We start from the raw sequence: 20,965 nt of genomic DNA, 5'->3' as shown, positions 1-20,965 counted from the left end.
CCCGCATGCGGGGCTTTTTGTTGCGCGCGAAGTTGATCGCGCCGATCGGGGTTCAGCGCGTTTCAGCTGCTGAAGCGGCGATCGATCTCGCTCGCCAGATCCTGCACTTTCGACGACTCGGTCGGCATTTCCGATTCGTGCTGCGAGGCGCGGACCAGTTCGATCCGCGCGGCTTCCAGGGTGGGATCGTGGTAGTGCGCGATCGTGAAGCGGCGCCAGTCCTGCTGCGTCGCCATGCCTTCCGCCAACGAGCGTAGAAACGTTCCGAACGCGTTGCGCGTTTCCTGCATATCCGTAGAAATCATCGTCATGGCCTTTCCTGAGTTCTGTCAGATCGCGCCATCCAGCGCGCGCCTGACGACATCCGCCGATTCCCCACTGCTCACCATCGCATAGTTGTACCCCCCGCGCGACCAGTACTGTGTGAGCAGGTCGCCGTCGCGGCGGTCGCCGCGCGCCAGCAGGTATCGGCGCGGCCCCGGCGGCCGGATATAGAAGCTGATTGCGTTACCGCCGGCGTCTTCGTAGACGACCAGGGCGGCCGCGCCCTGTTCAGTCGCAAGCAGGCGTGCGCCGACCTGGCGGAACCCGGCCCCGCTCAGATCGGGCAGGCGCATCGGTTCGCGGAAATTCGCATCGAGCCAGCCTTGCAGATCGCCGCCGCGCGCCGCCCGATCGGGCCGCAGATCGTGGCGCGAGGCGAACAAACGGTGCGCCGCGATCGCATCGCCCATCGGCGCCATCGAGGCGTACGCCGCCGCGGTGCGATTCGATTCCTGGCCGCGCCATTCGCGTATCTGCCATCCGCCGATGCCGCCGGCGCCGAGACTCAGCAGCACCGTCGCCGCGATCGCGTAGCGCGCGTTGCGCCTGCGTGCGAGACCCGCGCGCAGGCGCGCCGGATCGAGTTCGCCCGGCGGCGCCAAGGCGTCGCCCACCAACGCCGCGCGCAGCAATTGCGCGTCGCGCTGCCAGGCCTGTATTTCGGCGGCGCGTCCGGGATGGCGCGCGAGCCAATCCTCGACCGCCTCGCGACGCTCGCCGTCGAGCAAGCCGTCGACATAGGCGTGGAGGTCGTACTCACTCGGTGTCGTGGTCATGGGGTGGACTTCGCTCCGGAAGGCGTCTTCAACAATCTCAGCGGCGGAACCGGGGTTTCGCCATCGCTGAGCCGGCGCAGGGCGTCGCGTGCGCGCGACAAACGCGACATGACCGTGCCGATCGGTATCTGCAGGATATCGGCGACCTCCTGGTAACTGAGTCCCTCGACCGAGACCCACAGCAGCAGGCTGCGTTGCTCGACCGTCAGGCCTTGCATCGCCTCCAGGGTCGAGCGGGCGACGACTTCGCGCTCGGCCGACGGCTGGCTGTCCTGTGATACGCCGAGCCGCGACAACAGACCGGCATAGCGTTGCGAGCGGCGTTGGCCATCGAGGAACTGGCGGTACACGATCGCGAACAACCACGGCCGCAGCGCCTGCGCGTCGCGGCGCTTGCTCCAACCGGAAATCGCCCGTTCCAGCGCGGCCTGGACCAGGTCGTCGGCGGTATGCGGATCGCGGGCGAGCCAGCGCGCGAACCGCCGCAATGAGGGCAGCTGTTCGCGCAGGGCGCTGTCGAGGTCGCTGGCGGGCATGAGCGGTCCGTGGACGCAGGTCGGGGGATCTCTAAGTGGGACGCCGCTGGCCGCAGTTTATTCCGCGAGCTCGGGAATAAACCTCGCCGGCGTGCGTCGTACCCACACAACCCCGCCCCGCGTCCCCAACCCGAGCGCCCGCATGTCCTCGCCCACGCCACCGCCAGACCCGACCGACCGCCCCCTTCGACCGCCCTTCCCGCTCGCACGCTGGGCCCTGATCGCCGCCGCCGTGACCGGCGTCACCGCCGCGTTCGGCTATGTCGGTGGTTGGCTCGACCCGCACCGTCTTACTCCGCAGCGCATCGTCGACCGCCTGCAGGTCAACGGCGGCCTGCATCCGGGCTATCGCCGCAACCACGCCAAGGGCGTCTGCGTGATCGGACATTTCGACAGCAACGGCCAGGCCGCCCGCTATTCGAAGGCGGCCTTGTTCGCGCCTGGCCGCACCCCCTTGGTCGGCCGCTTCGCGATTCCCGGCGGCAACCCGCATGCGCCGGATTTCGGTGTGCCCATCCGCAGCCTCGCCCTGCGCCTGACCCAGGCCGACGGCCAGCAGTGGCGCACCGGCATGAACAGCATGCCGGTGTTTCCGGTCGCCACGCCGCAAGCGTTCTACGAACAACTGGCGGCGGGGCGGCCCGACCCCGCCACCGGCAAGCCCGACCCGGCCAAGCAAGCGGCGTTCTTCGCCGCGCACCCGGAAACTTCAGCGTTCCGCGCCTGGGCCAAGAATCACAAACCGTCGGCGAGCTACGCCACCGAGACCTACTACGGTCTCAACGCGTTCTACTTCGTCGATGCCGCAGGCACTCGCCACGCGGTGCGTTGGCGTGTCGTCGCCGACAACGGCCCCGAAGGCGTCGCGCCCGCGCCGCCGCCCGAGGATCTTCTGGAGAGCGAACTCAGGCGACGGCTGGCGCAAGCTCCGCTGCGCTGGCGCCTGCTGGTGACCCTCGGCCAGGCCGACGACCCGACCGCCGATGCGACCCGCATCTGGCCGCAGGACCGTCCGGAGATCGACGCGGGCAGCGTCGTGCTCGAACGCAGCGAGCCGCAGGCGCAAGGCGCGTGCCGCGATATCAACTTCGATCCGCTGATCCTGCCGGCGGGCATCGCCGGGTCCGACGACCCGCTGCTGCCGGCGCGCTCGTCGGCCTATGCCGAATCCTATCGTCGCCGCACCGCCGAGCAGGCCGGCGGCGCCGCCGTTCACGCACAGGAACCACATCGATGAATCGCGATACCGAATTGTTCTGGTGGCCGGCCCGCGTGCTGCATTGGCTGATGGCGGCGATGGTGCTGACGATGCTGTTCGTCGGCGTGGGTATGGTCGCCAGCGTCTCGGCGCGCCACAGCTGGCTGCTGGCGCTGCACAAGCCGCTCGGCGCGGCGATCCTGGTGTTGGCGGTGCTGCGTTTGATCCTGCGCCTGTGGCGCGCGCCGCCGTCGTTGCCGGCCGATCTGCCGGCGTTGCAACGCATCGCCGCGCAGGCCTCGCATTGGCTGTTGTACGCGTTGATGCTGGCCTTGCCGCTGGTCGGCTGGGCGATGCTCTCGGCCGGCGGCTATCCGGTCATGCTGAGCGAGAGCCTGCGCCTGCCGGCGATCGCGCCGTTCGATGCCGACTGGTTCGCGGTCCTGCGCGGGCTGCATCGGGTATTGGCGTATTCGCTGTTCGGTTTGATCCTGCTGCACGCCGCGGCGGCGCTGTACCACGGCCTGATCCGCCGCGACGGCGTGCTGCGCAGCATGCTGTGGCGACGGCGCGCGGCGACGCCAACCGCGGAAGCGCCGACGAAGCAGGACTCGACCTGATCAGTGTCAGCCGCCCAGACCGTGGCCGCCGACCGGCTCGGTCTCGTGGTGTTCCTCGAAACCGGCGATGATCGGCTTCGCCTTCGCGATCGCGGCCTGCACCGACGGCAAGGCCAAGGAGGCGCGATGACTGTCCTGGCTGTCCCAGACTTCGCTGATCCAGATCGCATCGGCGTCCTTGGGGTCGCGCGCGACCACATAGCTGAGGCAGCCGGGCATGGCATCGATGCCGTCGAGCAGGATCGCGATCAGGGCATCGCGCTGGCCGGCGGCGGCTTTCATCTTGCCGATCAATCCGTACATGGTCCGGGTCTCCTGTTGAACATCGACGATGACGAAGTATCGCTCTACTTCGGCGCGTAGATCTTCGACAGACGATCCGGCGTGCCCTCGATGCGTTCCAGCTTCGGGTACTTCAGGCCTTCGCGGTAGTCGATGCGCACGGTCTTGATGGCATCGCCGTTCTTGATCAGCAACTCGATCGGGTGCTGACCGTCCTTGGCCGCGGTGATCGCGTCCTTGAGCCGTTCGCCGTTGCTCGCATAGCCGTTGACCGCGAGCACGGTGTTGCCCGGGGCGATGCCGGCGTCGAAGGCCGGGCCGTCCCAGCGCACGCTGTTCACCGAGGAATCGCCGTTCGACACGCTCATGCCGAGCGAATAGGTGAGATCGACCGCCTTGCGCTCGCCCTCGGCGAGTTTCTGGAATTCGCCCGGCGTGTCGGTGAACACCAGTTTCCAACCGCTCGCGGCCAGGCCGTCGACCGGCGGCGCGTTACCGTCGATGCGCTCGCGCAAGAACGCGGCCCAGTCGAAGGCGGCTACGCCGTTGAGCGCGGCGACCACGTCCTCGAATTCGTAGGGCTTGACCCGGTAGTCGCCGTTCTCGCCGGCGAAGAACACGCGGGCGAAATCGTCGAGCGAACGCTTGTCGCCGCTGAGCGTGCGCAGCTTGGCGTCGACCGCCAGCCACACCAGCTGCCCGCCCTGATAGTAATCCTCGCTGAGCTGATAACTGGCATACGACTTGGGCCGGCGCTGGGCGATCACCGGGTCGTAGGTGGTGTCTTGCAATGCGCGCCAGGCCAGGCCGGGACGGTCGTGGCTGTAACGCGCGGCGACCTGCGCCAGCGCTTCGCGCGCGAGTTCCGGCTTCCACAACCCCGAACGCGCGGTCAGTACATAACCCCAATACTGGGTCTGGCCCTCGTAGACCCAGAGCAGGCTGTCGCTGAGCGGGACATTGAAGTTGGGCGCGGCGATACCGCCCGGGCGACGGTACTTGCCGTTCCAGGAATGGGCGAATTCGTGCGCGAGCAGATCGCGGTTGATGGCGCTGCCGCCGTCCCAACCGGTGAAGTAGTCGACGTCCAGACCGTTCTCGCTGGAGCGGTGATGCTCCAGGCCGATGCCGCTCATCTGGCCCGACAGCGAGAACAGGAAATCGTAGCGATCGAACGGACGCGAGCCGAACAATTTGAACGCCTGGCTGACCAGTTCGCGATGCAGCTTGATCTGCTCGGGCTTGGCTTCCAGGTACTTGGCCGCATCGGCGACCACGTTCAGGCGCACCGGCGTCTTCGCATCGGCAGCCAGATCGATCTGCTTGAAATGGCGCCCGGCGAAGACCGGCGAATCGAGCAGAGTGTCGAACGGCACCGCGCGGTAACGCAGGCTGTCGCCCTGGCGCGAGTCGAGCTCGAGCGCGGTGCCCGCCTGCCAACCCGCCGGCAGTTTCAGGCTCGGCACGATCTGGATGCCGCGCGCGTAATACCCGGCCGGATACAGCGCAACCTGGTTCCATTGCACGTTGAGCATGTCCGCGGTCATCACCACCCGGCCCTGGTTGCCGCCGGTCGGGGTAAGCATGTCGAAGCTCGCTTCCAGCTCGCTCACGCCCTCGGGCACGACCAGCTTGAAGGCGTAGACGTCGAGCGGATCGCGCTGCCAGGCGATGGTCTGGCCGTTGCCGCGCAGGCGCAGGCCGGCGAGCTTGTCGATCGGCCCGGTCGGCGAATGGTTGCCCTGGATCCACTGCGGAAACAGCAGGGTCAGCGCGCCGGGCTGCACCGGAATGCGTTGGCGCACGTGCAGTACGCGCCGCGCCAGGTCGGTCGCATCGACGTCGAGCTGCAAGGTGCCCGGATAAGGCAGGTCGCGCGGCGCGACGGTCTGGGCGCCCGCGTTCGAGAACGGCAGGAGCGCGGCGATCAGCAGGGGCAGGACGGCGTGGATCGTACGAACCATGGAAGACTCCGGCGACGCGACACGGGCGGGATCCCGCATCCTACCCATCGCGTCCGCCCTGCCCCCTGCCATTCGGCATGGCCGGACGCCGTCGGGCGCGGTCGACCGATTGCGCACATGGCTTGCGCAATCGGGGGACAGGACGCGGTGGCGGGACGAAACACGGAATCTTTGGATCCTGCGCGGGCGAGAAGCCAGGGCTTCGCTGAAGCAGAACGCTGAAGTCTCTGGATCCCCGCCTACGCGGGGATGACGGGCTGGGAGGAACATTGCACAGCCCACCTACCGTCGTTCCCGCGAAGGCGGGCTCCGCTTTACTTCGGCGGAGCCGAATACCCAGGGCTTCATCCAGGCCGAACCATCCGGTCTGCGGGCTCGAATCGCACCAGAATCGGACCGCCGCCGCTTTGCGCGCGCCTCAGGCTCGGCCGAGGCCGGCCATGATGCTCAGCGCCACCGCCTCGGCGGTCTTGATGCCGTCCACCGCCGCCGACAGGATGCCGCCGCCATAGCCCGCGCCTTCGCCGGCCGGGAACAGGCCGCGGGTGTTGAGGCTGTGGCCGTCGGGGCCGCGGGTGATGCGCACCGGCGAGGAGGTGCGCGTCTCCACGCCGGTCAACATCGCATCGGGCATGGCGAAGCCCTTGAGCTGCTTGTCGAAGGCCGGCAGCGCTTCGCGTATCGCCGCAATCGCGTAATCCGGCAACGACGCGCTCAAGTCGCTCAGACGCACGCCCGGCGTGTACGAGGGCTGCACCGCGCCGAGCGCGGTCGAAGGCCGCCCGGCCAGGAAATCGCCGACGGTCTGGCCCGGCGCTTCGTATTCGCCGCCGCCCAGGGCGAAGGCCTGCGCCTCCCAGTGCCGCTGCAGGGCGATGCCGGCGAGCGGACTGCCACTGTCGTCGTAGGCCTTGTAGTCCTCGGGGGTGATGCCGACCACGATCGCGGCATTGGCGTTGCGTTCGTTGCGCGAGTACTGGCTCATGCCGTTGGTGACCACCCGCCCGGGTTCGCTCGCCGCCGCGACCACGGTGCCGCCGGGGCACATGCAGAAGCTGTAGACCGAACGGCCATTGCGGCAGTGATGCACGAGTTTGTAGTCGGCCGCGCCGAGAATCTCGTGGCCGGCTTGCGGCCCGAAGCGGGCGCGGTCGATCAGCGACTGCGGATGCTCGATGCGGAAGCCGATCGAGAACGGCTTGGCCTCCATGAACACGCCGCGCTCGTGCAGCATCGCGAAAGTGTCGCGCGCACTGTGGCCGACCGCGAACACGACATGATCGGCGCGCAACTCGCCGCCGTCGGCGAGGGTCACGCCGCGCAACTGCCCGTCTTCGATCAGCACGTCCTCGACCCGCTGCGAGAAACGGATCTCGCCGCCGAGCGATTCGATGGTCTCGCGCATGTTCTCGACCATCGAGACCAGGCGGAAGGTGCCGATATGCGGCTTGCTGACGTAGAGGATTTCCTCCGGCGCGCCGGCCTTGACGAACTCGGTCAGCACCTTGCGGCCGTGATGCAGCTTGTCACTGATCTGGCTGTAGAGCTTGCCGTCGGAGAAAGTGCCGGCGCCGCCTTCGCCGAACTGCACGTTCGACTCCGGATTGAGCACGCGCTTGCGCCACAGGCCGAAGGTGTCGACGGTGCGTTCGCGCACCGCCTTGCCGCGTTCCAGGATGATCGGGCGGAAGCCCATCTGCGCCAGGATCAGGCCGGCGAACAGGCCGCAGGGGCCCATGCCGATCACGATCGGGCGCAGCGGCAGCGCCTCCGGCGTACGGGCGACGAATTTGTAATCGGTGTCGGGGGTCGGCAGCACCTTGCCGGTGTCGCCCGCGCCCTTCTTCGCATCCTCCACCGGCACCGCGGTTTCGGCGGCCTGCAGGCGCTGCAGGATCTCGGCCTCGCGCGGCGTGTCCACGTCGATCGAATAGATCAGCACGATGCCGCCGCGCTTGCGCGCGTCGTAGCTGCGCTTGGCGATGGTGTAGGCGGTCAGTTCGTCCGCGGCGATGCCGAGGCGGGCAAGGATGGCGTCGGTGAGCGCGCTGGCCGGGTGGTCCAGCGGCAATCGGAGGTCGGTGAGTCGAAGCATGGCGATATTCTAAGAGGCTTCGGCCGCGGGCGGTTTTCGGCGGGCGTGGCCGGGCGATGGAAGCCGTGGCGATGCCGACTCTGCTGCCCTCGCCCCAACCCGCTCCAGTCCGCGGAAGAAGGAGCCGAAAGCCGGCCGTCCTCCCTGGCGAGGCGGTGCCTCAACGCCGGCATAACCAACGCCGCGCCGCTATTGGCTAGCATGTTCAGTCCTGTTGCCACGACGTCGCCTTCCCCCAATGATCCGACGCCAGTTCCTCAAATCCGCGGCCGGCACCCTGGCCACTCTCGGCCTGCCGTTACCGGCGCTCGCCTGGGCCGCGCCCGGTACGACCAAGCTCGGCCCGGCCCGGCCCTTCGATTTCGCCGCGCTCAAGGGCCAGGCCCGCGCGCTCGCCGAACGCGCCTACGCGCCGCGCAGCACCACCCTGCCGCCGGCGGTGGAAGCGATGAACTGGGACCAGTACCAGTCGATCCGTTTCCGCCGCGACCACGCCCTATGGGCGCAGGACGACACCCGTTTCCTGGGCCAGTTCTTCCACCTCGGCCTGTTCTTCAAATCGGCCGTGCGCATGTACGAGGTCGACGGAGGCCAGGCCCGCGAGATCGTCTACGACCCGGCGATGTTCGACCGCGCCCGCAGCGGCCTGGACGGCAAGCCGCTGCCGGCCGACCTGGGTTTCGCCGGCTTCCGCCTCAACACCCGCAAGGACCCCGAGCGCGACTTCGCCGCCTTCCTTGGCGCGAGCTATTTCCGCGCGGTCGGCGGCGAAGGCCAGTACGGCCAGTCGGCGCGCGGCCTGGCCATCGACACCGGCACCGGCCGCGCCGAGGAGTTCCCGGATTTCACCGCCTACTGGCTGGAACGCCCGAACCCGCAGTCGGACACCTTGGTGGTCTATGCGCTGCTCGATTCGCCGAGCATCGCCGGCGCCTACCGCTTCGCGATCACCCCCGGGGATGTGCTGTTGATGGACATCGATTGCGCGTTGTATCCGCGCAAGACCATCGAACGCATGGGCCTGGGCCCGTGCACGAGCATGTACCAGGTCGGCGAGAACGACCGCCGCATGGACTGGGACTGGCGTCCGGAGATCCACGACACCGACGGTCTGGCGATGTGGACCGGCAGCGGCGAATGGATCTGGCGCCCGCTGTGCAACCCGACGCAGTTGCGTTTCAACATGTTCGCCGACGACAACCCGCGCGGCTTCGGCCTGCTGCAGCGCGACCGCAACTTCGACCATTACCAGGACGACGGCGTGTTCTACGAGAAGCGCCCCTGCCTGTGGGTCGAACCCAAGCAGGGCTGGGGCGCGGGCTCGGTGCAGTTGGTGGAGATCCCGACCGTCGACGAATCCTTCGACAACATCGTCGCGTTCTGGAACCCGCGCGCCAAGCCGCAGCCCGGGCAGGAACTGCTGTTCGGCTACCGCCTGTACTGGGGCGCGATGCCGCCGGCGACGCCGAAGCTCGCTCACTGCGTCGCCACCCGCACCGGCCTGGGCGGCCGCATCGGCTTCAAACGCGATTACTTCTCCTCGCGTTTCGCCGTCGACTTCGCCGGCGGCCCGTTGGCCGAGCTGGCCAAGCGCAATGCGACGGTCGAGCCGGTGTTGCAGATCGGCCAGGGCAAACTCGAAACCGTGTCGTGCCGGCCGCTGCACGAGATCGGCGGCTACCGGGTGATGTTCGACGCCGTCCCGCAGGGCGACTCGACCGAACAGATCGATATGCGCTTGTTCCTCAAGGACGCCAGCGGTGCGCTGAGCGAGACGTGGTTGTATCAGTGGTCGCCGCCGGCGAAGAGCGAACGCAAGCTGTATTGAGCGGCGGCGCCGCGGAAGGCACAAGCAACAGCAAATCCGCCCTACCCCCTTCTACAAAGGGGGGAACGGCAAGAGCGTCTTGCCGGTCATCGGACTCGACCGCGAATCCGGAACCCCGAATCGGGAATCCCGAATCCCGAGTCCCGAGTCCCGATTCCCGATTCCCGATTCCCGATTCCCGATTCCCGATTCCCGAGAGTCTCAAGCCACCCGGGCCCGCCGCGCTCGCGTCAGGTGCACCAACAGCAGCGAGATCGCCGCCGGGGTCATGCCGGGGATGCGCTGCGCCTGGCCCACGGTCTGCGGGCGCACGCGCTCGAGTTTCTGCTGCGCTTCCGCCGACAAGCCGCGCACCGTGGCGTAGTCGAATTCGCCCGGGATCGGCGTGCTCTCGTTGCGCTGCTGGCGCTCGATCTCGTCGCGCTGGCGGTCCAGGTAACCGGCGTACTTGACCCCGATCTCGACCTGCTCGGCGACCTCGGCCTCGGCCACCGCCGGGCCCAGCGAGGGCACGCTCATCAGCTGGGCGTAGTTGATCTCCGGCCGCTTGAGCAGATCGCGGGCGCTGCTTTCGCGGCTGACCTCGATGCCCAGGGTCTGCGCGATCTCGCGGCCGAGCGCGTTGTTCGGCGCCGCCCAGACCGAGGCCAGGCGCGCGTTCTCGCGCTCGATCGCCTCGCGCTTGCGCGCGAACGCGGCCCAGCGCGATTCGTCCACCAGGCCAAGCCCGCGGCCGGTTTCGGTCAGGCGCAGGTCGGCGTTGTCCTCGCGCAACTGCAGCCGGTACTCGGCGCGCGAGGTGAACATGCGGTAGGGCTCGCTGGTGCCGTGGGTGATCAGGTCGTCGACCAGCACACCGATATAGGCCTCGTCGCGGCGCGGGCTCCAGCCCTCGTTGCCGGCGACGAAACGCGCGGCGTTGACGCCGGCCAGCAGGCCTTGCGCGGCGGCCTCCTCATAACCGGTGGTGCCGTTGATCTGGCCGGCGAAGAACAGGCCGGCGACGGCCTTGGTCTCCAGGGTGGACTTGAGCCCGCGCGGGTCGAAGAAGTCGTATTCGATCGCATAGCCGGCGCGGGTGATGTGGGCGCGCTCGAAGCCGCGGATGCTGCGCACCAGGTCGAGCTGGACATCGAACGGCAGCGAGGTCGAGATACCGTTCGGGTAAATCTCGGCCACGTCCAGGCCTTCGGGCTCGACGAAGATCTGGTGGCTGGCCTTCTCGGCGAAACGCACCACCTTGTCCTCGATCGAGGGGCAGTAGCGCGGGCCGATGCCTTCGATCTGGCCGGTGTACAGCGGCGAGCGGTCGAGGGCGCCGCGGATGATCTCGTGGGTACGCTCGGAGGTGTGGGTGATCCAGCACGACACCTGACGCGGATGGTCGGCCTGCGTGCCCAGGAAGGACATCACCGGACGCGGATCGTCGCCCGGCTGTTCTTCCATGACCGCGTAATCTAGGCTGCGGCCGTCGATGCGCGGCGGCGTGCCGGTCTTGAGCCGGTCGACCACGAACGGGCCTTCGCGCAGGCGCGCGGCCAGGGCGATCGCCGGCGGGTCGCCGGCGCGACCGGCGGCGTAGGTGGTCTGGCCGACATGGACCTTGCCGGCGAGGAAGGTGCCGGCGGTCAGCACCACTGCCGGCGCGACGAAGCGCAGGCCGGTCTGGGTGAGCACGCCGGTGACGCGGCCGGCGTCGAACTGGATGTCGTCGACCGCGGCCTGGAACAGGGTCAGGTTCGGCTGGGCCTCGACCGCACGGCGAATGAAGCTGCGATACAGCGAGCGGTCGGCCTGGCAGCGTGTGGCCCGCACGGCCGGGCCCTTGCTGGCATTGAGCCGGCGCCACTGGATGCCGGCGGCGTCGGCGGCGCGCGCCATGATCCCGCCGAGGGCATCGATTTCCTTGACCAGATGGCCCTTGCCGATGCCGCCGATCGCCGGGTTGCAGCTCATCGCCCCGACGGTCTCGACCGAATGGGTCAGCAGCAGGGTGCGCGCGCCGGCGCGCGCCGACGCCAGCGCGGCCTCGGTGCCGGCGTGGCCGCCGCCGACCACGATCACGTCGTATTGGAAGAAGGATTCGTTCATCGGTTCAAGGCACCACGGTCGCACCGTCGTCGGAAGCGACGCTCAGGACGCAGATTTTAGGCCAGACGGCGGGTCGGCCGTCTTCACCCGGGCTTGGCACACTTCATGCTTGGGTACTAAGTGCACCTTGCGGGGCAGGCGCATGACGCCGGCTGGAATTGGAACAGGGGCTGGCCAAGCGCTCGCGGGGGAAGCTGGGGGGCCGAATGTCGGGGGACATTCGGCCCCTTTTTATTGCCTGTCGTTTGGGCCAGGCATCGGCACCGGCAGCGCCGGTCGCCCTTGGACGCATCGCCGCGGCACTCGCCGGCGGACGACTAAGTTATTGATCAAAAACGAAAAGGCGCGCGTGGATACGCGCGCCTTTCGTGTTTCCCCGGAATCCGGGGGAATGGGCGCCGACGCCTGACAAGGACGGAACAGGGGGGATCCGTGATTCCTCGCCAGGCGCCGACATAGAAGCCTTGCTTACCGAAAACGTCCAAATGCGACGTAAGCGGTCAGTAGCGGTAGATTGCTGTCACTTCCGCCTGAACGCAAGTGCTCGCCATTCCAAATCCAGCGTCTTGCCGGGGCCGGCCTTCACATCGGCTAGATTCCGTTCAGCGTTCGACATCCTTCCAGGCCCGTCCGCCGTCCCGACGGGTCGACGGGGGCGCGTCCGCGCGCGGGCGCATTACGTCCTGCATGGCACGGGGCTGCGGCATGGCCCGGGGCTGCGGCATGCTGCGCGGCTGGGAAACGGCGCCAGGGTTGTTGGGCGCCCAGGCGCCGCCACCGACCGGGTGCGCGTCGCGCCACGGAATGCCGCGCGAGGGCTGGTTGGTCTGCGGCGGGCGGTGGCCCGGCGGACGGTGCGGGCGGTGGTTCGGGTAGTAATAGCGCGGGTAGGGCTGCGGGTAGTAACCCGGGTAGCCATAACCGCCGCCGTAGTAGCCCGGGTAACCGTAGTTGCGATAGCGATAGGCATCGCCGTACGGGTAATAGCCGTAACCGTAGTTCTGGCCGTAGTAGCCGTAGTCGACGCTGGGGCGGCCGTAGTAATACGAGCCGGCACCCCCGCCGCCGCGATAGGCGTAGTCGGACACGCAACCGGCCAGCAGGCCGGCGGCGATGAGCGGAACGATGAGCTTGCGGATCATGTCAGACCCCCTGGTTTTAGGGTCTCAGCTTCGGCCCGATGCGTTGAACTCGGGCTTAATTCGACCCGCCCGCCGCTGTACGGTTCAGCCCTTGCTGTCGACCGAGGAATCGCTTTGCGGCGCCGAGACCATGGTCGGATCGATGCGCGGCGGCAGGCAACCCACCAACAGGACGACGAGCAGACATACCGTTAGTTTGCGGAGCATGTGGATTCCCTGTGGTGGGCGTCGAAGAAGATCGCGCCGTGAGCGGAGCCGATCGCGAACGCAGCGACCGGGTGGATATCGGCTTCGACCTTATCCTGGCTGCTCCCATCAGGGAACTCCAGGCCCGAGTCCGGGTGATGCCGACGCGCGACGACGAGGCCTGGATGAGGATCGTGTAGTTCGCGCGCAACGCCCACGCCCTGCGTCCGGCGGTGGCGATGCGCCTAAGCTAGTCTTCGCGCGGGCGGCGTTTACTGCACGGGTTCACAGAAAAACATGCTGCACTGCATCCGGGTGCAATGCTGCACATGACACATTGTCGCGGCGCCCCCGGGTTAAGGTAGATTGATCGCGATGGTTACGGCCGGGGATCGGTCTACGCCGCGCACGCTGCATGCCTCATCCGATCGGCCCGAAGGCCGCGTCGGGGAACTTTGCCGGCGAGTGCCGGGTCGTTCTCCGTAGCGCGGGCACACGCTCGCGCGGTCGCCGCTGCATCGCCTTCCCCTTCTGGTCTGGCCTGTCCCGATGATCGAACTGGATGCGGTCCATCGTCGCTACGAGATGAATGGACAGGCGGTCAATGCCTTGGCCGGCGTGGATCTGAAAATCGCAGCGGGCGAATTCGTCGCCATCACCGGCGCCTCGGGCTCGGGCAAATCCAGTCTGCTCAACATCCTCGGCTGCCTCGACCGGCCCACGCGCGGGCGCTATCTGATCGAAGGCCGCGACGTCGCCGCGCTCGACGACGAGGCCGCCAGCGACATCCGCAACCGCCGCATCGGCTTCGTGTTCCAAAGCTTCCATCTGCTGCCGCGCCTGAGCGTGATGGAGAACGTATTGCTGCCGCTGCGCTTCAATCGCGAGCCGCCGCCCGGCAGCGTCGAGCGCGCGCGCGAGTTGCTTGCGCGCGTCGGCCTGGGCGAACGCAGCGAGCATCGGCCGAGCGAGCTGTCCGGCGGCCAGCAGCAGCGCGCGGCGATCGCGCGGGCGCTGCTGCTGCGCCCGGCCCTGCTGCTCGCCGACGAACCCACCGGCAACCTGGATTCGAAGAGCGCCGCCGACGTGCTCGACCTGATCGAAGAAGTGCACGGCGGCGGCCAGACCGTGGTGCTGGTGACCCACGACCGCGACCTCGCCGCGCGCGCGCCGCGCGAGGTGCGCCTGCACGACGGCAAGGTCGACCATGACTCGGCCGCCTGAGATGCGCCCCGCCCTGCGCCGCCTACGCTGGCCGCTGATCCTGACCGGGTTGGCCGTATCGCTGATGGCGCTGCCGGCGACCGCGGTGGTGCTGACCGGCGAAGTGCGCTCGGTCGGCGCGCAGGCGATCTACACCCCGCAATCCAATACCGCGCCGGTGGCGATCCGCTACTTCGTCGCCGAAGGCCAGGCGGTCAAGGCCGGCGATGTGGTGCTGCGCATCGATCCGGGCCAGGCCGGCACCCAGATTCCCGACCTCGACGCCAAGATCGAACAGGCGCGCGCCAAGGCCGCCAAGGAACTGGCCGAACTCGAGGTCAAGGCGGTCGACGCCGAAGTCGCGCTCGCCGATGCCGAGGCCGCATTGGCCACGGCCAGGATCGAGGCGGCGATTCCGCGCGGGCTGATCTCGCAGCTCGACTACGACCGCCATCAGGGCGAGCTCGACAAGACCACGCGCGAGCTCACCCTCAAGCGCGAGCAGTTCGCCGCCGCGCGCGCCGCGGTCGCCCGCCGCCATCAGGACGCCAAACTGGAAGTCGACAAACTGGTGGTGCAACGCGAGTACTACGCCGCCCTGCTGCGCCAATCGGAAGTGCGCGCCGAACGCGATGGCATCGTCCTGCACGGTTTCAACAACAACTGGATCGGTGGCCGCATTGACGAAGGCAGCTCGACCATGCCCGGCAGCAAGGCCGGCGAAGTGGTCGGCAGCGGCGGCGGCATGGAGATCCGCGCCTGGGCGCTGGAACCGGACCGGCGCGGCCTCAGTGTCGGCCAGGCCGTGCAGCTCGCGTTCGACGCACTGCCGCGGCAACGCGTGCAAGGCCGCATCAAGGCCATCGCCGGCGCTCCCGACCGCAAGCCCGAATGGGGCGAAGGGCGCTACTTCAGCCTCGACATCGAACTGCCGCGCGGACATGCGCTCAAGCTGCTGCCGGGCATGAGCGTGCGCGTGTCCACGGCCGCCACGGGAGCGGCGCGATGAAGCGGACCATGCTCATCGTGCTGCTGTCCGCCGCGGCGCTGCCGGCGAGCGCGGCGACTTTGCGCGTCGACGGCGAGGTCTATGCCCGCCGCAGCTCGGCGCTGATGCCGCCGAACGTCGAGCGCATGTGGCAGTTCAACATCACCCAACTCGCCAGCGACGGCGCGCCGGTCAAGCAAGGCCAGTCGGTGATCTCCTTCGACAGCAACGACGTGGTCAAGCAACTGGGCGAGAAGCGCAGCCAGCTCAAGGAGAAACAAAGCGAGCTCGACAAGCTCGACCTGGAGCTGGCCGAACGCGAACGCAGCGAACGCCTGGCCACCGCCGAGGCGCGCGCCGCACTCGACAAGGCGCAGCGCAAGACCCAGCAGCCGGCCGAGCTGATCGCCGGCATCGAGTACCGCAAGCTGCTGGTCGCCCGCACCCAGATGCAACGCAAGATGGCCCTGGCCCAACGCCGCGAAAGCTTGTCGGCCGAACAACGCCGCCAGGAGCGGCGCCTGCTCGCCGCCGAACGCGCGCAGTTGCAGGCCGACGTCGAACGCCTGCAACGCTCGCTGACCGCGCTGGAAGTGACCGCGCCGCGCGACGGCCTGATGATGCACCGGAGCAACTGGGAAGGCGAAAAATACGACGTCGGCTCGCAGGTCTGGGTCGGCCAGACCGTCGCCGAGATTCCTGACATGAGCACCCTGGCGGTACGCGCCGAACTGCCCGAGCGCGACCTGCGCCGGGTCGCGGTCGGCGTGCCGGTGCGGATCGTCGTCGAAGGCGGCGCCGGCAGCGTGCTGCGCGGGCGCATCGCCTCGATCGGCAATGCGATCCGCAGCAAATCCCAATTGCAGCCGGTGCCGGTGCTGGACCTGGACGTGCGCCTCGACGACCCGCGCGCGCCCCTGCGTCCGGGCCAGGCGGTGCGGGTGGAGATTCCTTCGGCCAATCCGGCCGCGCCCGCTGCGCCGCGGAGCCTGGCCCGATGACGCGCCGCCCCGCACCTCGCGCGGCATCGCGCTTCGCCGCGTTGACCATCGCACTGGGCTTGCTCTCGGCCTGCGGCTCCGACACCGCCCCGGCCACCGTCGAGACCGTCGCCGCCGCACCGCTGCGCCTGAGCGTGCGCGGCGAAGGCGAACTCAAGTCGGCCAAGGCCACGCCGCTCAACGTCCCCGGCCGCAACTGGGCCTCGCGCCAGGTCGAATGGATGCTGCCGGAAGGCAGCGCGGTCAGGAAAGGCGACCTGATCGCGCGCTTCTCGGCCGCGCAAGGCCAGCAGGAACTCAGCCAGACCCTGATCGATCTGCAGCGCAATCTGCTGGCGCGCGCCGCCAAGCAGGGCGAGCTGGCGACCGCGCAGAGCAAGGTCGCGGTCGACCTGGCCCAGGTCGCGGTGCAGCTCGGCATCGCCGAGCGCTACGCCAGCGCCGACCTCAGCACCATGGCGCGCAACGAAGTGCTCGATGCGGTGCAGGACGCGAGTTACCTCACGGCCAAGCGCGACACCCTGGAATGGCAGCGCGGCCAGGCCGGCGTGCGCGGCGGCGCCGAACTGGCGGTGCTGGATGCGCAGCGCGCGACCTTCGACCTCGCCGCCAAGGCGCGCCAGTCGGATCTGGACGCACTGGAACTGCGCGCGCCCAACGATGGCGTGCTGATGCTGTCGAGCAACTGGTCCGGCGACAAACCCAATGTCGGCGCGACCCTGCGCGCCGGGTTCGACTACGGCAGCCTGCCCGACGCCTCGGCGATGGAACTCGAATTGAGCCTGCCGCAGATCGAGGCGCAGGGCCTGCAGGTCGGCAACGCGGTCGAGATGTTTCCGGTCGGGCGCCCCGAGCAACGCATCGTCAGCCGGCTGTCGTGGGTCGCCAGCGCCGCCAAGGTGCGCAACCAGGACAGCCCGGTGAAGTACCTGACCATGAAGGCGCCGATCCCGGCCGAGGCGATCGCGCGTTACCGATTGGTGCCGGGCCAGCGGCTCGAGGCCCGGGTGATCCTGTTCGATTCGCCCAAGGCGCTCAGCGTCGCCAACGTCGCCATCGACAGCGACGCCGGCAAGGACTACGTGCGCGTCCGCGAAGGCGGCGACTTCCTGCGCCGCCCGATCCGGCTGGGCGTACGCGGGCCGGCGCGTTCGCAGGTGCTGTCGGGCCTGCGCGACGGCGACGAGGTGCTGCTGGCCGAAGCCGGCGCCATCGAGACCGCGGCGAACACCGCCGAGCCGTCGGCCGAGACCGACGATCCGGGCCAGGCCACGTCGGCCGATGGCGGCAAGACCACGGCGGCACCGGCACCCGCCCCTCAGGCGGTGCGTCCTTGAACCGTTTCGCCGGCCTGCTGCCGTCGATCTGGCGCGAGGCGATCGAAGAGCTGTGGCGTCGCCGCCTGCGCACCTTGTTGACCCTGCTCGGCCTGATCTTCGGCGTGGGCGCGATCGTCGCGATGCAGGCGGTCGGCGAAGGCAGCCGGCGCGAAGCGCTGCGCCTGGTCGAAAGCCTGGGCCTCAACAATCTGATCGCCGAAGCCAAGCCGCAGGACGAAAACAGCCTGCGCGAAACCCGCGCGCGCAGCCTCGGCCTGAGCCTGGCCGATGCCGACGCCGCGCTCGCGGTGGTGCCCGGCGCGGAACGCTACGCCGCCGAGAAACCGATCCGCACCCACTCGGTGTTCAGCGACAGCGGCCACAGCGACGCCCAGGCCAGCGGCGTGAGCCCGGACTATTTCGCCCTGTCCTCGCTGCGCATCGCCAAGGGCCGCACCCTGACCGACGCCGACGACCGCGCCCTCGCCGCGGTCGCCGTGCTCGGCCACCAGGCCGCGGCCGATCTCTTCCCCGGCATCGACCCGATCGGCCAGTACCTGAAGGTCAACCATGTCTGGCTGGAAGTGATCGGCGTGCTCGCCGACCGCGACCTCAGCAAGGATCAGTTCGAGGGCGTGCAGCTCGGCCTGGAAAGCAATCGCGTCTATGTGCCCTTGGCCAGCGCGCGGGCGCGTTTTCGTTTCCAGCCGCAGGAGGACGAGATCGACCGTTTCCTGCTGCGCCTGCGCGATCCCTCGCAGCTCGCCGCCGGCGCGCGGGTGCTGTCGACCGTGCTCGGCCAACGTCATGCCGGCATGGCCGACTTCCGCCTGGTGGTGCCGCAGCAATTGTTCCAGCAGCACCAGAAGACCCAGCGCATCTTCCGCGTGGTGATGGGCGCGATCGCCGGCGTCAGCCTGCTGGTCGGCGGCATCGGCATCATGAACATCATGCTCGCCAACGTGCTCGAACGGCGCCGCGAGATCGGCCTGCTGCGCGCGCTCGGCGCGCGCCGGCGCGACGTGATCGCGCAGTTCCTGCGCGAGGCCACGGTGATCTGCGTCGCCGGTGCGGTGCTGGGCCTGCTGTTCGGCGTCGCCCTGGCCTATCTGATCGCCGCCTTCGCCGGCTGGCAGGTCGCCTGGGCGCCGATACCGGTGCTGGGCTCGGCGCTGTTCTGCGCCGCGGTGGGCCTGGCCTTCGGCGTGTATCCGGCGCGGCAGGCCGCGCGCCTGGATCCGATCGCGGCGCTGCGCCACGACTGAACGCGGCGCCGAACGCGCGCTGCGCCACGACTGAACGCGTCCTGTCGCCCGCGCCCGACGATCGTTGCGAATCCGCCATCCGGCGCATGCCAGGCCGGCCGGGCCTGGGCTACGCTTGGGGCATGAACAATCTCTCCGCACCGCCCAGCCTGGCTCCCCTGTTCACCGACATCCTGGCGGCCGCCGCGCGCATCGCGCCGCATGCGCACACCACCCCGGTGCTGCGTTCGCGCGCGATCGACGCACTGGCCGGCTGCGAGCTGCACTTCAAATGCGAAAACCTGCAGCGCGGCGGCGCGTTCAAGTTCCGCGGCGCCTGCAACGCGGTGTTCTCGCTGGCCGAGGACGAAGTCGCGCGCGGCATCGTCACCCAGAGTTCCGGCAATCACGGCGGCGCGATCGCGTTGGCCGCGAGCCTGCGCGGCGGCCGCGCGACCGTGGTCGCTCCGCACAACACCCCCAAGATCAAGCTGGCCGCGATCCGCGCCTACGGCGCCGAAATCGTCGCTTGCGAACCCGACCAGGCCTCGCGCGACGCCATGACCGCCCAGGTCCTGGCCCGCACCGGCGGCGTGTTGGTGCATCCGTTCAACGACCCGCGGGTGATCGCCGGCCAGGGCACCGCCACCCTCGAACTGCTCGGCAGCGCGCCGGACCTGGACGCGGTGATCGCGCCGGTCAGCGGCGGCGGCCTGCTCTCGGGCACCGCGATCGCCGCGCACGGGCTGAACCCGGCGATCGAAGTGTTCGGCGCCGAACCCGAAGGCGCGCGCGACGCCCACGATTCGCTGCGCGCCGGCCAGCGCATCACCGGCCGCAAGGCCAACACCATCTGCGACGGCCTGCGCGCCGAACTGGGCACGCTCACCTTTCCTATCCTGAGCGAACACCTGCGCGACATCCTGCTGGTCGACGACGCCCAGGTCGTCGCCGCGATGCGGCTGATATGGGAACGCATGAAGCTGGTGGTCGAACCCTCCGGCGCGGTGCCGCTGGCGGTGGTGCTGGCGCATCGCGAGCGCTTCGCCGGCCGCCGCGTCGGCCTGGTCGTGTCCGGCGGCAATGTCGACCTGGATCTGGTCGCCGATCTGTTCGCCTCTAAGCCAGTTTGACCGGTTCTGCAATCGCATTTCGTTTGTTATGCGGCACGTTTCTCAACGTTAGCCATTGCCCGCATAAACCCCAGGAAAACTCGCTTTTTCTGTGATCCTGGTTTGTGTTTTTTATGAACACAGCTGCCACTCTGCGCCATCGCGCGCCCGTCCCTGTCATGCCGCGCGACTCTTAACAGTGGGGCTCTTCGACGAGCCGGGGACCACGGACCAGCGCAGGCCAGGGAGTACTACATGGTGGATGTCGAGTTTCGCGTGGTGTCCGACCGTCGCGACGGGCTGCTGCTCGCCCTCGGACAGGTGGTGATCGCCAACGGCTTCACTCTGTTGCGTCAGCGCATGCTCAACAGCGAAGAAGGCGTGGTGCTGAGCATGGTGGTGCGCGGCCCGGCCGACTCGCTGCTGATGCTCGAAGAACGCCTGGGCACCCATCACCTGGTGCAGAGCTTCGAGGCCTCGCCGTACGAAGCCGGCAACGCCGCCCCGGCGCCCCCGCCGGTGGCGCGCAATAACGGCTCGGCGACGGCGCCGACGTCGGTGCCGCCCTCGGCGAGCCCTGCGCCCGCCGCCTCGCCGTCGAGCGCCGCGCCGATCGACACCCAGCGCGTCGAAACCCTGCTGCCGCAGCTGGCCCGCAACTATCCCAACATCCTGCTGCAGTTGGTCGCGCTCGAGCGCGAACTGCCGCCGGCCCAGCGCGAGGCGACCTTGCGCTACATCGGCCAGCGCGTCGGCGCCTGGGTCTACAAGCGCGACTTCGCCCTCGGCGGACAACTGCCGCTGGCCGACTCGGTGCGCCGCATCGCCTTGCCGGCGATGCGCCAACTGGTCCAGGCCGAATTGCACGACGACATCCTGAAGATCCGCAACAGTCCCTTCTGCCATCGCGGCGACAGCGGCGAATGCTGCCATTTCCTGCGCGGCATGCTCGGCGGACTGCTCGAAGGCCAACACGGCGCCGATGGCGTCCGGGTGATCGAAAGCCAATGCCGCAACACCGGCGCCGAGGCCTGCCGTTTCGAATTCGAAGCCTGA

At 68.8% G+C, this 20,965-nt stretch carries 20 protein-coding genes; 11 read left to right on the top strand and 9 right to left on the bottom strand.

Annotated elements, in window-relative coordinates; genetic code table 11:
- Positions 1-62: 62 nt before the first annotated feature.
- Genes GLA29479_RS02075 through GLA29479_RS02065 form a run of 3 tightly spaced genes read right to left on the bottom strand, consistent with a single transcriptional unit; the run spans position 63 to position 1,636 of the window.
- Positions 63-311 carry a hypothetical protein gene (locus GLA29479_RS02075; RefSeq protein ID WP_144436312.1) on the bottom strand — a complete coding sequence of 83 codons (249 nt, stop codon included), beginning with the start codon at positions 309-311 and terminating at the stop codon, positions 63-65.
- An 18-nt stretch (positions 312-329) separates the two neighbouring features.
- Positions 330-1,100, bottom strand: a complete 771-nt coding sequence (locus GLA29479_RS02070; RefSeq protein WP_057970631.1) for an anti-sigma factor family protein — start codon at positions 1,098-1,100, stop codon at positions 330-332.
- Complete coding sequence (locus GLA29479_RS02065) at positions 1,097-1,636, bottom strand: sigma-70 family RNA polymerase sigma factor (RefSeq protein WP_057970630.1); 540 nt, start codon at positions 1,634-1,636, stop codon at positions 1,097-1,099. The genes GLA29479_RS02070 and GLA29479_RS02065 overlap by 4 nt, the downstream gene beginning before the upstream one ends.
- A 142-nt stretch (positions 1,637-1,778) precedes the next feature.
- Here GLA29479_RS02065 and GLA29479_RS02060 point away from each other — a divergent pair, with 142 nt between their 5' ends.
- Complete coding sequence (locus GLA29479_RS02060) at positions 1,779-2,873, top strand: catalase family peroxidase (RefSeq protein WP_057970629.1); 1,095 nt, start codon at positions 1,779-1,781, stop codon at positions 2,871-2,873.
- Positions 2,870-3,454 (top strand): cytochrome b, encoded by a 585-nt coding sequence (locus GLA29479_RS02055; RefSeq protein ID WP_057970628.1) that lies wholly within the window; start codon positions 2,870-2,872, stop codon positions 3,452-3,454. The genes GLA29479_RS02060 and GLA29479_RS02055 overlap by 4 nt, the downstream gene beginning before the upstream one ends.
- A gap of 6 nt (positions 3,455-3,460) precedes the next feature.
- On the opposite strand, the gene GLA29479_RS02050 is transcribed toward GLA29479_RS02055, so the two are convergent.
- The 3 genes from GLA29479_RS02050 to GLA29479_RS02040 form a co-directional block, all read right to left on the bottom strand.
- Entirely contained in the window at positions 3,461-3,757 is a 297-nt protein-coding gene (locus tag GLA29479_RS02050; RefSeq protein WP_057970627.1) for a putative quinol monooxygenase, read from the bottom strand.
- 44 nt (positions 3,758-3,801) lie between these two features.
- Positions 3,802-5,700 carry a M61 family metallopeptidase gene (locus GLA29479_RS02045; protein ID WP_057970626.1) on the bottom strand — a complete coding sequence of 633 codons (1,899 nt, stop codon included), beginning with the start codon at positions 5,698-5,700 and terminating at the stop codon, positions 3,802-3,804.
- 418 nt (positions 5,701-6,118) lie between these two features.
- Positions 6,119-7,795 (bottom strand): NAD(P)/FAD-dependent oxidoreductase, encoded by a 1,677-nt coding sequence (locus tag GLA29479_RS02040; RefSeq protein ID WP_057970625.1) that lies wholly within the window; start codon positions 7,793-7,795, stop codon positions 6,119-6,121.
- A 238-nt stretch (positions 7,796-8,033) separates the two neighbouring features.
- Between GLA29479_RS02040 and GLA29479_RS02035 the strand changes: the two genes are divergently transcribed.
- Positions 8,034-9,623 carry an OpgD/OpgG family glucan biosynthesis protein gene (locus GLA29479_RS02035; RefSeq protein ID WP_057970624.1) on the top strand — a complete coding sequence of 530 codons (1,590 nt, stop codon included), beginning with the start codon at positions 8,034-8,036 and terminating at the stop codon, positions 9,621-9,623.
- A 201-nt stretch (positions 9,624-9,824) separates the two neighbouring features.
- Here the strand turns inward: GLA29479_RS02035 and mnmG are convergent, their stop codons facing one another.
- From mnmG to GLA29479_RS25915, 3 genes are all read right to left on the bottom strand, one after another.
- Positions 9,825-11,714: a tRNA uridine-5-carboxymethylaminomethyl(34) synthesis enzyme MnmG gene (gene mnmG / locus GLA29479_RS02030; RefSeq protein WP_057919558.1), complete on the bottom strand. Its 1,890-nt coding sequence runs from the start codon at positions 11,712-11,714 to the stop codon at positions 9,825-9,827.
- A 602-nt stretch (positions 11,715-12,316) separates the two neighbouring features.
- Positions 12,317-12,856, bottom strand: a complete 540-nt coding sequence (locus tag GLA29479_RS02025) for a hypothetical protein (RefSeq protein WP_057919559.1) — start codon at positions 12,854-12,856, stop codon at positions 12,317-12,319.
- A gap of 84 nt (positions 12,857-12,940) precedes the next feature.
- Positions 12,941-13,063, bottom strand: a complete 123-nt coding sequence (locus GLA29479_RS25915; protein WP_257720581.1) for a hypothetical protein — start codon at positions 13,061-13,063, stop codon at positions 12,941-12,943.
- 14 nt (positions 13,064-13,077) lie between these two features.
- On the opposite strand from GLA29479_RS25915, the gene GLA29479_RS25140 reads away from it, so the two are divergent.
- The 8 genes from GLA29479_RS25140 to GLA29479_RS01990 all read left to right on the top strand — a co-directional run bounded on the left by GLA29479_RS25140 (position 13,078) and on the right by GLA29479_RS01990 (position 20,965).
- The gene (locus GLA29479_RS25140) at positions 13,078-13,242 is read left to right on the top strand and encodes a hypothetical protein (protein ID WP_169795601.1); all 165 of its coding nucleotides are present in this window, start codon (positions 13,078-13,080) and stop codon (positions 13,240-13,242) included.
- Positions 13,243-13,591: 349 nt separating this feature from the next.
- Positions 13,592-14,266, top strand: coding sequence for an ABC transporter ATP-binding protein (locus GLA29479_RS02020; protein ID WP_031373636.1), 675 nt, complete (start codon positions 13,592-13,594; stop codon positions 14,264-14,266).
- Entirely contained in the window at positions 14,250-15,254 is a 1,005-nt protein-coding gene (locus GLA29479_RS02015; RefSeq protein ID WP_082638215.1) for an HlyD family secretion protein, read from the top strand. Before GLA29479_RS02020 ends, GLA29479_RS02015 begins: the two co-directional genes overlap by 17 nt.
- Complete coding sequence (locus tag GLA29479_RS02010; protein ID WP_057970622.1) at positions 15,251-16,234, top strand: HlyD family secretion protein; 984 nt, start codon at positions 15,251-15,253, stop codon at positions 16,232-16,234. The genes GLA29479_RS02015 and GLA29479_RS02010 overlap by 4 nt, the downstream gene beginning before the upstream one ends.
- Positions 16,231-17,571: an efflux RND transporter periplasmic adaptor subunit gene (locus GLA29479_RS02005; RefSeq protein ID WP_211265025.1), complete on the top strand. Its 1,341-nt coding sequence runs from the start codon at positions 16,231-16,233 to the stop codon at positions 17,569-17,571. Before GLA29479_RS02010 ends, GLA29479_RS02005 begins: the two co-directional genes overlap by 4 nt.
- Complete coding sequence (locus GLA29479_RS02000; RefSeq protein ID WP_248842783.1) at positions 17,568-18,818, top strand: ABC transporter permease; 1,251 nt, start codon at positions 17,568-17,570, stop codon at positions 18,816-18,818. Before GLA29479_RS02005 ends, GLA29479_RS02000 begins: the two co-directional genes overlap by 4 nt.
- A 122-nt stretch (positions 18,819-18,940) precedes the next feature.
- Entirely contained in the window at positions 18,941-19,930 is a 990-nt protein-coding gene (locus GLA29479_RS01995) for a pyridoxal-phosphate dependent enzyme (protein WP_057970621.1), read from the top strand.
- A 234-nt stretch (positions 19,931-20,164) separates the two neighbouring features.
- Positions 20,165-20,965 (top strand): V4R domain-containing protein, encoded by an 801-nt coding sequence (locus tag GLA29479_RS01990; RefSeq protein ID WP_057970620.1) that lies wholly within the window; start codon positions 20,165-20,167, stop codon positions 20,963-20,965.

The organism is Lysobacter antibioticus (assembly GCF_001442535.1).
In the GTDB taxonomy this organism is placed as follows: domain Bacteria; phylum Pseudomonadota; class Gammaproteobacteria; order Xanthomonadales; family Xanthomonadaceae; genus Lysobacter; species Lysobacter antibioticus.
Note: the sequence above shows the minus strand (reverse complement) of the source record. Positions and strands in the feature narration are given on the sequence as shown.

What these genes read in the sequence shown, in the direction of transcription:
- GLA29479_RS02060 (WP_057970629.1), top strand. Translation starts at nt 1,779, where the DNA reads ATGTCCTCGCCCACGCCACCGCCAGACCCGACCGACCGCCCCCTTCGA.
- GLA29479_RS25915 (WP_257720581.1), bottom strand. Translation starts at nt 13,063, where the DNA reads ATGCTCCGCAAACTAACGGTATGTCTGCTCGTCGTCCTGTTGGTGGGT.
- GLA29479_RS02055 (WP_057970628.1), top strand. Translation starts at nt 2,870, where the DNA reads ATGAATCGCGATACCGAATTGTTCTGGTGGCCGGCCCGCGTGCTGCAT.
- GLA29479_RS02025 (WP_057919559.1), bottom strand. Translation starts at nt 12,856, where the DNA reads ATGATCCGCAAGCTCATCGTTCCGCTCATCGCCGCCGGCCTGCTGGCC.
- GLA29479_RS02010 (WP_057970622.1), top strand. Translation starts at nt 15,251, where the DNA reads ATGAAGCGGACCATGCTCATCGTGCTGCTGTCCGCCGCGGCGCTGCCG.
- GLA29479_RS02040 (WP_057970625.1), bottom strand. Translation starts at nt 7,795, where the DNA reads ATGCTTCGACTCACCGACCTCCGATTGCCGCTGGACCACCCGGCCAGC.
- GLA29479_RS02075 (WP_144436312.1), bottom strand. Translation starts at nt 311, where the DNA reads ATGACGATGATTTCTACGGATATGCAGGAAACGCGCAACGCGTTCGGA.
- GLA29479_RS02045 (WP_057970626.1), bottom strand. Translation starts at nt 5,700, where the DNA reads ATGGTTCGTACGATCCACGCCGTCCTGCCCCTGCTGATCGCCGCGCTC.
- GLA29479_RS02050 (WP_057970627.1), bottom strand. Translation starts at nt 3,757, where the DNA reads ATGTACGGATTGATCGGCAAGATGAAAGCCGCCGCCGGCCAGCGCGAT.
- GLA29479_RS02065 (WP_057970630.1), bottom strand. Translation starts at nt 1,636, where the DNA reads ATGCCCGCCAGCGACCTCGACAGCGCCCTGCGCGAACAGCTGCCCTCA.
- GLA29479_RS02020 (WP_031373636.1), top strand. Translation starts at nt 13,592, where the DNA reads ATGATCGAACTGGATGCGGTCCATCGTCGCTACGAGATGAATGGACAG.
- GLA29479_RS02015 (WP_082638215.1), top strand. Translation starts at nt 14,250, where the DNA reads ATGACTCGGCCGCCTGAGATGCGCCCCGCCCTGCGCCGCCTACGCTGG.
- mnmG (WP_057919558.1), bottom strand. Translation starts at nt 11,714, where the DNA reads ATGAACGAATCCTTCTTCCAATACGACGTGATCGTGGTCGGCGGCGGC.
- GLA29479_RS01995 (WP_057970621.1), top strand. Translation starts at nt 18,941, where the DNA reads ATGAACAATCTCTCCGCACCGCCCAGCCTGGCTCCCCTGTTCACCGAC.
- GLA29479_RS02070 (WP_057970631.1), bottom strand. Translation starts at nt 1,100, where the DNA reads ATGACCACGACACCGAGTGAGTACGACCTCCACGCCTATGTCGACGGC.
- GLA29479_RS01990 (WP_057970620.1), top strand. Translation starts at nt 20,165, where the DNA reads ATGGTGGATGTCGAGTTTCGCGTGGTGTCCGACCGTCGCGACGGGCTG.
- GLA29479_RS02005 (WP_211265025.1), top strand. Translation starts at nt 16,231, where the DNA reads ATGACGCGCCGCCCCGCACCTCGCGCGGCATCGCGCTTCGCCGCGTTG.
- GLA29479_RS02035 (WP_057970624.1), top strand. Translation starts at nt 8,034, where the DNA reads ATGATCCGACGCCAGTTCCTCAAATCCGCGGCCGGCACCCTGGCCACT.